Origin of the sequence: Pseudomonas sp. 22082, from assembly GCF_052046055.1 — a bacterium.
Classification (GTDB): Bacteria; Pseudomonadota; Gammaproteobacteria; order Pseudomonadales; family Pseudomonadaceae; genus Aquipseudomonas; species Aquipseudomonas pharyngis.
Genome location: NZ_JBQEQB010000010.1, coordinates 157,370 through 167,693, shown reverse-complemented (window position 1 = coordinate 167,693; position 10,324 = coordinate 157,370). Strand labels below are relative to the sequence as shown.

Sequence of the window (10,324 nt, the reverse complement as noted above, 5' to 3'; positions counted from 1 at the left end):
CCAGTCTGTGATTTCAGGATCGATCCTTGCGCCGCAGCGCTGCCAGCTGCTCGGCCAACGCGTCCACGCCCTCTTCAGGCTTTTGCGGCATCGCTCGCAATGTCGCCTGCATCAAACGCATCTGGCGAATGAAACGCCGGCAATTGCGGCAGAACATCAGGTGATGACGCACCATCAACTTCTCGCGAAAGCTCAACTGGCCATCGAGATAATCGCTGGATCGCGCCACTTGCTCCTTGCAGGTCAACATTCTCCCGTCTCCTCAAAATGCTCCACGGTCGCGAAGACCTTCAAGCGTGCCCTGTGCAGCAACACGCGGACATTGGAGAGCGAGATCTCCAGAAGATTACAGATCTGCTCCAGCTCCAGCCCCTGACGCTCGCGCAGCGTGAGCACACTGCTCTGAAGTTCGGAGAGACTGAGCAACGTATGCTCCAGGCATTCACGCAGCTCGCCTTCTGTCAGCAACGCTTCGGGCGTGTCCTGGTGCCAGGCGAACGGTGCGACCAGCCAGTGACCGTCGCCGGGAGAGAAGCGATTGTCGTCGATGGTGCCGTGGGGGGACGGCAGATCATCCAGCAACACTTCGCGACGATTGAGTTTGTAGCGGCTCTTGGCCGAGTTGGCGGTGATTGTCAGCAGCCAGGTCTTGAGACTGGAGCGCCCCTCGAAACGGCCGATATTACGCACCACCGACAGCCACGCGTCCTGCACCACTTCCTCGACATGGCGCTGGCCGACAATCGCGTAGGCGACCGCGCGCATGGGGCTTTGATAGGTGCTGACCAGTTCCTTGAAGGCTTTCTGTTCGCCTGCCAACAACCGCTCGAGCAGTTGTGTGTCGTCAACCGCCATCCATCAATCCCCTTTTCCTGACTCCGAAAATGATAGCGGCAGGATCTCTCCTGCCGCCAGTTTCGAAAATTACAGCGCTCGCGCCGATTCGGATGTAGGAAACGTCAGCGCGATTAAGAGGAAATGAACTCGCTCTTAGCGTTTACGCAGAATCACGCTACCAATCGAGTAACCGGCACCGAACGAACTCAGCACCGCCAGCGAACCGGCCGCCAGATCGTCCTGATATTTGTGGAACGCGATCACGGAACCGGCGGAGCTGGTGTTGGCGTAGGTGTCGAGAATCACCGGGGCTTCTTCTTCGGTGGCTTCGCGACCCAGCAGCTTGCGCACGATCAGGTGGTTCATGCTCAGGTTGGCCTGGTGCAGCCAGAAGCGCTTCACGTCACCGACGTTGAGCTTGTTCTCTTCCAGATGCTCGCCGATCAGCTCGGCCACCATCGGGCAGACATCCTTGAACACCTTGCGGCCTTCCTGCACGAACAGTTTGTCGCGGGCGCCGATGCCCTCTTCCGCCGCGCGGTTGAGGAAGCCGAAGTTGTTGCGGATGTTGTTGGAAAACTTGGTCAGCAGTTTGGTGCTGACCACATCGAACTGGTGTTTCGACGTCGCCAGATCGGCGCGCTCGATGACGACGGCAGTAGCGGCGTCACCGAAAATGAAGTGGCTGTCGCGGTCGCGGAAGTTCAGGTGACCGGTGCAGACTTCCGGGTTGACCATCAGGATCGCCCGGGCCTGGCCCAGTTGCACGGTGTTGGCCGCTTGCTGGATGCCGAAGGTCGCCGACGAGCAGGCCACGTTCATGTCGAAACCGAAACCCTGGATGCCCAGCGCTTCCTGGACTTCGATGGCGATGGCCGGGTAGGCGCGCTGCAGGTTGGAGCAGGCGACAATCACGCCGTCGATGTCGGCGGCGGTCTTGCCGGCACGTTGCAGAGCTTGTTCGGCAGCGCCGATGGCCATCTGGCAGAGTACCGACCATTCGTCGTTGGAACGCTCCGGCAGCCGTGGCGCCATGCGCGCAGGGTCGAGGATGCCGTCCTTGTCCATGACAAAGCGGCTCTTGATGCCGGAAGCTTTTTCGATGAACGCGGCGCTGGACTCGGTCAGGGCCTGGACTTCGCCGCTGGCGATGGCGTCGGCGTTGTCCGCGTTGAACTGGGCGACGTAGGTATTGAAAGACTGCACCAGCTCTTCGTTGGAGATGCTGTTGGCCGGAGTGTACAGGCCGGTGCCGCTGATGACGACGTTATGCATGGTCGTTTCTCTAATCTGTTCAGGCAGAAAGTGCTGGCACCGACGTGCCAACACGCAAAGGGTCCATTCCCGTATCAGGGACGCAAAAACCTGGCATCGCTTTATTCCGTTGCGCGGCCCGGCAAAGGCTCTGGGACGCGAAAACGGCATTTATGGTGGCGAAGTTTGCCATAAACCCGAGGTTTTGGCCCCATTCTCAAGCACAACGCCTAACCAATGTGGGAGCGGGCTTGCTCCCACAAGGGGAATTTGTGATCGTTCCCACGGAGCGATCAGGCACTCGCTAGGGTTCCACCTGCGTCCACTGCTTGTTGAGGCGCTTGTCGGAGATCGGCACCTTCGTCCCCAACTGCTGGGCGAACAGCGAAACCCGGTACTCCTCCAGCCACCAGCGATACAGCTCGAGCTGCGGATCGCGCTTGCCTTCCTGGGCATGTTTGGCGGCACGGGTCTGGTATTGCGTCCAGAGCCCGGCAAGCTCGCCGCTCCAGACCCGATCCTTCTGCACCTGCGCGCCCAGCTTCTCGAAACGCTGCTCGACCGCTTTCAGGTAACGCGGCAACTCCTTGAGCCAGAGCATTGGCGTTTCCCGGACGAAGCCCGGATACACCAGATGACTGAGCTGCTGCTTGATGTCGTTAAGCGCCACGGCCTGAGCCAGATCGATCTTGCCCTTGAAGCGTTTTTGCAGACCGTGCCAGAGCTTGAGGATTTCCAGAGTCAGGCGTGCCACCCGCTCGGCGTGCTCGGTCCAGCTGCCGCGCTTGCGCTCGGCCAGTGCCGCCAGACCTGCGCCATCACGGGGCAGCGGGTCTTCACCGTCAAGAATGCAGCTGTCGAGGCTGGCCAGCAGAATGTCTTCGACCAGCGCATCAACCCGCCCCAGTTCGCGGTACAGCAGGCCCAGTTCGGTCAGGCCCGGCAACTTGCCGCGCAGGAACTTCGCCGGTTCGGCGAGTTGCTGCAGCAGCAGACGTTGCAAGGCGCGGCGGTGCTGGAATTCGGCTTCGGCCGGGGTAGAAAATCGCCCTTCCTTGACCGTACCGCTCTCTTCCACCAGCGCCGGATACACCGTCATCGACAGCCCGGCGATCTTCTGTTGGGTCTTTTCCGCCACTGGCGCAAAAACCTTGGCCTCCACCGGTTGCTGGTTTTTCGCACTTTGTGGCACGGCCAGTGCGGCCTGGCTGGCTTCGGCGAAACGTGCGGTCAGTTCGACCAGATCCCGGCCTTCGCCAAGGAACTTGCCCTGGCCGTCGACGATTTCCAGGTTCATCCGCAGGTGGCTTTCAACCTGCTGCGCCGCTTCGGCCCAGGCTTCATCGCTGACCCGCGCACCGGTCATGCGCAGCAGTTCGCGACCCAGCGCTTGCGGCAACGAGCCTTCGGCGAAGGTCATGCGTTGCAGCGCGGCCTTGATGAAATCCGGCACCGGCACGAAGTTTTTTCGCAAAGCCTTGGGCAGGTTGCGCACCAGCGCGATGCACTTGGCCTCGATCAGTCCCGGCACCAGCCATTCCAGACGCTCCGGTGGCAGCATCGGCAACAGCGGCGCCGGCACACGCAGGGTCACGCCGTCACGCGGGTGATTCGGTTCGAAGTGGTAACTCAGCGCCAGTTCCAGATCGCCGATGTGCAGCGTGTCCGGGTAATGCTGGGCGGTGACTTCGCTGGCTTCGCGCGCCAGCACGTCCTCCTCGCGCATGATCAGCAGTTGCGGATCTTTCTGGCTGTTGACGCGGTACCAGCTATCGAACGTCGCGGTCTGGTGAATCTCCGCCGGCAAACGCGCGTCGTAGAACGCGTAGAGGGTTTCCTCGTCGGCCAGAATGTCCCGACGACGAGCCTTGGCTTCCAGTTCGTCGAGTTGTTCGAGCAATTGCTTGTTGGCAGTCAGGCATTTGGCCCGGGACTGAATCTCGCCGCGCACCAGGCCTTCGCGGATAAACAGCTCTCGCGAAACCACCGGATCCACCGGGCCGTAATGCACCGGCCGGCGACCGACCACGATCAGGCCAAACAGAGTGATCTGTTCGAACGCGACGACCTGGCCGCGCTTCTTCTCCCAGTGCGGTTCGAAGTGGTTCTTCTTGATCAGATGCCCGGCCAGCGGTTCGATCCAGTCGGCGTCGATCTTCGCCACCATCCGCGCGTAGAGCTTGGTGGTTTCCACCAGTTCGGCGGTCATCACCCACTGCGGGCGTTTCTTGCCGATACCCGATGACGGGTGAATCCAGAACCGCCGCTGACGGGCGCCAAGGTAATCGCCGTCCTCGGTTTTCTGACCAATCTGGCTGAGCAGGCCGACCAGCACCGCTTTGTGCAATTTCGGATAATCCGCCGGCTCTTTGTTCAGACTCAGCTGCAAGTCGCGGCAGATCAGGCTCAACTGACGGTGGGAATCGCGCCACTCGCGCAGGCGCAGGTAGTTGAGGAAATTCTTGCGGCACCAGTTGCGCAGCGGGCTGGCGGTCAGCGCCTGGCGCTGCTCTTCAAAACCGCGCCACAGATTGACCAGCCCGGCGAAGTCCGAATCGGCGTCCTTCCACTGAGCGTGGGCCTGGTCAGCGGCCTGCTGACGCTCCGGCGGACGCTCGCGCGGATCCTGAATCGACATGGCACTGGCGACGATCAGCACCTCCTGCAAGCTGCCAAGTTTCGCCGCTTCCAGCAGCATGCGGCCCATGCGCGGGTCCACCGGCAGGCGCGCCAGTTGGCGACCGAGCGGGGTCAGCTGACTGTTGCGATCCACCGCCGACAATTCCTGCAGCAGGTTGAAACCGTCGCTGATCGCCTTGCCGTCCGGCGGCTCGATGAACGGGAAATCGGTGATCTCGCCGAGGCGCAGATGGAGCATCTGCAGGATTACCGCAGCGAGGTTGGTGCGCAGGATTTCCGGATCGGTGAATTCCGGGCGACCAAGGAAATCCTCTTCGCTGTACAAGCGCACGCAGATACCCGGCTCGACCCGGCCGCAACGACCTTTACGCTGGTTGGCACTGGCCTGGGAAATCGCTTCGATCGGCAGCCGCTGGACCTTGGCACGGTAGCTGTAGCGGCTGATGCGCGCGGTGCCGCTGTCGATCACGTAACGGATGCCCGGCACGGTCAGCGAAGTTTCCGCAACGTTGGTCGCCAGCACCACGCGACGCCCCGGATGGGACTGAAAGATCCGCTGCTGCTCGGCCGGCGACAGGCGCGCGTACAACGGCAGGATTTCGGTGTGTTTGAGCTGGGCCTTGCGCAGCATGTCGGCGGCGTCGCGAATCTCGCGCTCGCCGGGCAGGAACACCAGCACATCACCGGGACTGCGGCGCTCGCTGCGCTCATAGGCGGCGATTTCGTCGAGGGTGGCGAGAATCGCCTGATCCACGGTCAGGTCATCCTCGACGCGGTTGCCTTCTTCGTCCTGCTCCAGCGTCAGCGGGCGATACCAGGTTTCCACCGGGAAGGTGCGGCCGGACACTTCGACAATCGGCGCATCGTCGAAATGCTTGGAGAAGCGCTCCAGATCGATGGTCGCCGAAGTGATGATGACTTTCAGATCCGGGCGACGCGGCAGCAGGGTTTTCAGGTAACCGAGCAGGAAGTCGATGTTGAGGCTGCGTTCGTGGGCTTCGTCGACGATGATCGTGTCGTAGCGCTCGAGGTAGCGGTCGTTCTGGGTTTCCGCCAGCAGGATGCCGTCGGTCATCAACTTGATCAGGGTGTTGGAATCGCTCTGATCTTCGAAGCGCACCTGATAACCGACCAGCGCGCCCAGCGGTGTACCGAGCTCTTCGGCAACCCGGCTGGCCACGCTACGCGCCGCGATCCGCCGCGGTTGGGTGTGGCCGATCAAACCGTGCTGGCCGCGACCGATCTCCAGACAGATTTTCGGCAACTGGGTGGTTTTGCCCGAGCCGGTTTCACCGGCGATGATCAGCACCTGGTGCTTTTCCAGGGCCTTCTTGATTTCGTCACGCTTGGCTGCAATCGGCAGGCTGTCGTCGTAACGGATCACCGGCAGGCTGGCCTTGCGCGCCAGCACCTGATCGCAGGACGCCTGCATCCGCGCCACCCACTGGGCCAGCTTGGCCTCGTCGGGTTTCTTGCGCAGCTCAAGCAACTGTCGCCGCAGCCGGTGGCGGTCGGCGAGCATGGCGTGATCGAGGTTTTTCAGCAGTTTGTCGATGGAGGGCGATTCGTCGGTCATCGGGTACGCAATTCGGTCGTCTAGTGGCGCAAGGACGCGATTGTCGCAGAAAAGCAGCTACAAGCGGCAAGCTACAAGCCGCAAGTTGAAAGCGGCGTTTGACTTGCTGCTTGTAGCTTGCTGCTTGCTGCTTGCGGCTTGCGGCTTGCGGCTTGCGGCTTGCGGCTGCTTTATTCGTTATCCAGGCCTTTGCGCCGATACGGAAAGACATCAATGACTTTCCCCGCCCGAATCGCTTCCTGTAGCCCCTTCCAGTAATCAGCGTTGTACAACTCGCCATGCAACTGATCGAACAGCTTGCGCTGCGCTGCATCGGCAAACAGGAACGGCGGAAATTCCTCGGGAAACACATCCAGTGGCCCGATCGAATACCACGGTTCGGAGGCCATTTCGTCCTCCGGCGTACGCGGTGCCGGAATGTGGCGGAAGTTGGCTTCGGTGAGAAAGCAGATCTCGTCGTAGTCGTAGAACACCACCCGGCCATGGCGGGTGACGCCGAAGTTCTTCAGCAGCATGTCGCCGGGAAAGATGTTGGCCGCCGCCAGTTGCTTGATCGCCAGGCCGTAATCCTCCAGCGCTTCGCGCACCTGGGCTTCGTTGGCGTTATCCAGATAGAGATTAAGCGGCGTCATTCGGCGCTCGGTCCAGCAGTGGCGGATCAGCACGGTTTCGCCTTCCAGCGACACCGTGGACGGCGCGACTTCCAGCAGCTCCGCCAGGCACGCCGGCTCGAATTTGCTCAGGGGAAAACGAAAGTCGGCGAATTCCTGGGTATCGGCCATGCGCCCGACGCGGTCGACGCTTTTCACCAGTCGGTACTTCTCGATCACCGTGGCGCGGTCGACGTTTTTCGATGGGGAGAAACGGTCCTTGATAATCTTGAACACAGTGTTGAAGCCCGGCAGCGTGAACACGCTCATGACCATGCCGCGCACGCCCGGCGCCATGATGAACTGGTCATCGGTGTTGGCCAGGTGATTGATCAGGGCGCGGTAGAACTCCGATTTACCGTGCTTGTAGAAACCGATCGAGGTGTACAGCTCGGCGATGTGCTTGCCCGGCAGGATGCGTTTGAGGAAACCGATGAACTCCGCCGGCACCGGCACATCCACCATGAAATACGAACGGGTGAAGGAGAAGATGATCGACACCTCCGCTTCGTCGGTGATCAATGCGTCGATCTGAATCCCGCGCCCTTCGCGGTGCAGCAACGGAATCACCAACGGCCACTGATCGTCGTTGGTGTAGATGCGCCCCACCAGGTACGCGCCCTTGTTGCGGTACAGCACCGAGGAAAACAGCTCGACGCTCAGCTCCGGGTCCTTGCACACCCAGTCCGGCAGGTTCTCGCGCAGTTGCGCTTCCAGACGCAGCAAGTCGCCGGGCAAATCGGCGTAGGCCTCGCTGAAGCGGTAATCGGCAAAGATGCTCGCAAGCATGCCCGAGATCTGCCCTTGGGGCTTGTAGGTGCGGGTCTGTGCGGCCCGTGCCCGACGCAGGCTCGGGCGCGTGGTGTGGATGAACATGCAGCCGTCGCTGATCAGGTCGTGGCTGAACAGGCTGCAGAAAATCGAGTTGTACCAGGTCTCGGACAGCTCATCGTCGAAGCGCAGGTCGATGATGCTGATGTAGGCGCTTTTCACCAGCGGCCAGCAGGTGACGTCCATCAAGGTGTCCGGCTCGAAATACTCGCGCAGGCGGGCGACGGTTTCACCGACCTTTTCTTCGTAGAGGTTGATCCGTGCCGCCGACGCGGTTTGCGTGTCCTGCCAGCGGGCCTGCTCGAAGCGCTCCCGGGCGCCGTCGGTGATCCGCCGGAAATGCTCGCGGTAATCGTCAAAGCCATCGAGGATCAGGCGGGCGATGTCGGTGGCTGGCCATTGCTGCGGCATAGATGAGACCTCTGCGGGAATTGGAGAATCTGTGCTCGAATGCCTGAGCTTAGCCACGGAAGCGGGCGCAGGAGAAGCGCAATTTCGGCCAAATCCTCTTGCGGGTTGTACAACGACACAGTTTTTATCAAAGTTTTTTTAATCGACCGTTCGGTCAATAAACGTCCCTTCGGCTTCTCCCTATCGCTGAACGCCAGCCCGCGTTTCTTCTGGGTTTCGGATCCAACCCGGTAGCGACGTCTCTAATCCGCGCTTTTCCCGGCTAGTTCCTTCTCGTCCATCGCGTGCCACCCCGGTTAAAAATGGCCTTACCAAGATAGTGGCACTTTGATATACAGCCCGCCATCACCCGCCTTACAACAAGATCCTCGGTCCACGAGGACGACCTCTCCCCCAATCCCCAAGGAGCACATTGATGTCTATCCGGAATCTGCGCATAGGTTTGCGCGCCAGTTTGTGTTTTGCCGTTCTGGCCAGTCTGCTGGTGGTGGTCGGCCTGTTCGGTCTGGGCCAGATGAAAACCCTGCGCGAGAGCGCGGCGGTGATCGAGGAATCGTGGATGCCCAGCATCGAAAGCATCCATGACGCAGCGGCGAATATCGCCAGCATCCGTCTTGAATCCCTGCGCCTGATCACCAGTACTCAGGCTGTCGTTCGCGAACGCAGCAAAGGCATTCTCACCGCGCAACGTCAGGAATTGCTCAAGCGCCTCGACGACCACAAGGCCCTGATCGCCAATGACCAGGAGCGAGCGATGCTGGAAGGTTTGAGCGCCGACACGGCCAAGTACCTGAGCATCCTCGACCAGATCATCAAACAGATCGATGCCGGACAAAACGAACAAGCCTACGCGCGCCTGACCACTGAACTGGCGCCCCAGGGCACGGTGCTCGACAAGACCCTTGAGCAAATGATCAGCCTCAATCAGCAAGGCGCGGATGCCGCCGCCAAGTCCGCGGCGGCGATGTACCAGCAGGCGCTGTGGATCGTCGCCGCGATCATCGTCATCGCCCTGATTGCCACGTTGTTGCTGGCCTGGTTGCTGACCCGCAGCATCACCACGCCGATCAATCAGGCGCTGAACGCGGCACGGCAGATTGCTTCGGGAGACCTCAGCGGTCGCATCGACAGCGAGGGTCGTGATGAAGCGGCGCAGTTGCTCACGGCGCTGGCGCAGATGCAGGGCAATCTGCGCTCGACCATTCGCGGCATCAGCGAGTCGGCCCAGCAACTGGCCTCCGCTGCCGAGGAAATGAGTTCGGTGATGGAGCAGAGCACCCGCGGCCTGCAACAGCAAAATGACCAGATCGAGCAGGCCGCCACGGCGGTCACCGAGATGAGCACGGCGGTGGATGAAGTGGCCGCCAATGCGGTGTCCAGTGCCCAGGCCTCCGAAGCGTCGAACGAGGACAGCAAACACGGGCATGTGCAGGTCAGCGAGACCATCAGTTCGATTCAGGAACTGGTCAGTGCAGTACTCGGCGCGTCCGAACAGGCCGAGGGCCTTGCGACTCAGGCCCAGGACATCAGCAAGGTGCTGGAAGTGATTCGCGGCATCGCCGGGCAGACCAACCTGCTGGCCCTGAACGCTGCGATTGAAGCCGCGCGCGCCGGCGAGGCCGGGCGTGGCTTCGCAGTGGTTGCCGACGAGGTCCGCTCGCTGGCCCAGCGCACGCAGAACTCCACCGAAGAAATCGAGCTGATGATCAGCAGCATTCAGCAAGGCACCAGTGCCACCGTCGGCGCCTTGCAAAACAGCGCCGAGCAGGCCAGCCATACCCTGCGTCGCGCCAACAGTGCCGGCCATGCACTGGAGAAAATCACCGCGTCGATTTCGCAGATCAACCAGCGCAACCTGGTAATCGCCAGCGCCGCCGAGCAACAGGCGCTGGTGGCTCGGGAGGTCGATCAGAACCTGGTGACCATCCGTGATCTGTCGACACAAACCGCAGCAGGTGCCACCCAGACGTCTGCCGCCAGTCAGGAGCTGTCGCGACTGGCCGTCGACCTGAACGCACTGGTCACGCGCTTCGTGATCTGATCAGACAATTAAATGCCCGATTAGCGGTTGCCATCGCCGGGGCCCTCGGCAACACTCTCGTCCCGATCAAGGAAGGAGTGGCCC

General features: G+C 61.3%; 6 protein-coding genes. 1 reads left to right on the top strand and 5 read right to left on the bottom strand.

Annotated elements, in window-relative coordinates:
- Positions 1–13: 13 nt before the first annotated feature.
- The 5 genes from ACTJK9_RS14320 to aceK all read right to left on the bottom strand — a co-directional run bounded on the left by ACTJK9_RS14320 (position 14) and on the right by aceK (position 8,199).
- Positions 14–250, bottom strand: coding sequence for an anti-sigma factor family protein (locus tag ACTJK9_RS14320; protein WP_085611585.1), 237 nt, complete (start codon positions 248–250; stop codon positions 14–16).
- Positions 244–855 (bottom strand): RNA polymerase sigma factor, encoded by a 612-nt coding sequence (locus ACTJK9_RS14315; protein ID WP_221398937.1) that lies wholly within the window; start codon positions 853–855, stop codon positions 244–246. The genes ACTJK9_RS14320 and ACTJK9_RS14315 overlap by 7 nt, the downstream gene beginning before the upstream one ends.
- 135 nt (positions 856–990) lie before the next feature.
- Entirely contained in the window at positions 991–2,112 is a 1,122-nt protein-coding gene (locus ACTJK9_RS14310) for a beta-ketoacyl-ACP synthase III (protein WP_440814479.1), read from the bottom strand.
- A gap of 283 nt (positions 2,113–2,395) precedes the next feature.
- Positions 2,396–6,307: an ATP-dependent RNA helicase HrpA gene (hrpA, locus tag ACTJK9_RS14305; RefSeq protein WP_440814477.1), complete on the bottom strand. Its 3,912-nt coding sequence runs from the start codon at positions 6,305–6,307 to the stop codon at positions 2,396–2,398.
- A gap of 170 nt (positions 6,308–6,477) precedes the next feature.
- Complete coding sequence (gene aceK, locus ACTJK9_RS14300; protein ID WP_011332949.1) at positions 6,478–8,199, bottom strand: bifunctional isocitrate dehydrogenase kinase/phosphatase; 1,722 nt, start codon at positions 8,197–8,199, stop codon at positions 6,478–6,480.
- Between the two features lie 415 nt (positions 8,200–8,614).
- On the opposite strand from aceK, the gene ACTJK9_RS14295 reads away from it, so the two are divergent.
- A complete protein-coding gene (locus ACTJK9_RS14295; RefSeq protein ID WP_221398933.1) occupies positions 8,615–10,240 on the top strand; it encodes a methyl-accepting chemotaxis protein in 1,626 nt (541 codons plus the stop codon).
- Positions 10,241–10,324 lie beyond the last annotated feature (84 nt).

Excerpts from the sequence above, each read along its gene's own strand:
- aceK (WP_011332949.1), bottom strand. The coding sequence starts at position 8,199 with ATGCCGCAGCAATGGCCAGCCACCGACATCGCCCGCCTGATCCTCGAT.
- ACTJK9_RS14295 (WP_221398933.1), top strand. The coding sequence starts at position 8,615 with ATGTCTATCCGGAATCTGCGCATAGGTTTGCGCGCCAGTTTGTGTTTT.
- ACTJK9_RS14315 (WP_221398937.1), bottom strand. The coding sequence starts at position 855 with ATGGCGGTTGACGACACACAACTGCTCGAGCGGTTGTTGGCAGGCGAA.
- ACTJK9_RS14310 (WP_440814479.1), bottom strand. The coding sequence starts at position 2,112 with ATGCATAACGTCGTCATCAGCGGCACCGGCCTGTACACTCCGGCCAAC.
- ACTJK9_RS14320 (WP_085611585.1), bottom strand. The coding sequence starts at position 250 with ATGTTGACCTGCAAGGAGCAAGTGGCGCGATCCAGCGATTATCTCGAT.
- hrpA (WP_440814477.1), bottom strand. The coding sequence starts at position 6,307 with ATGACCGACGAATCGCCCTCCATCGACAAACTGCTGAAAAACCTCGAT.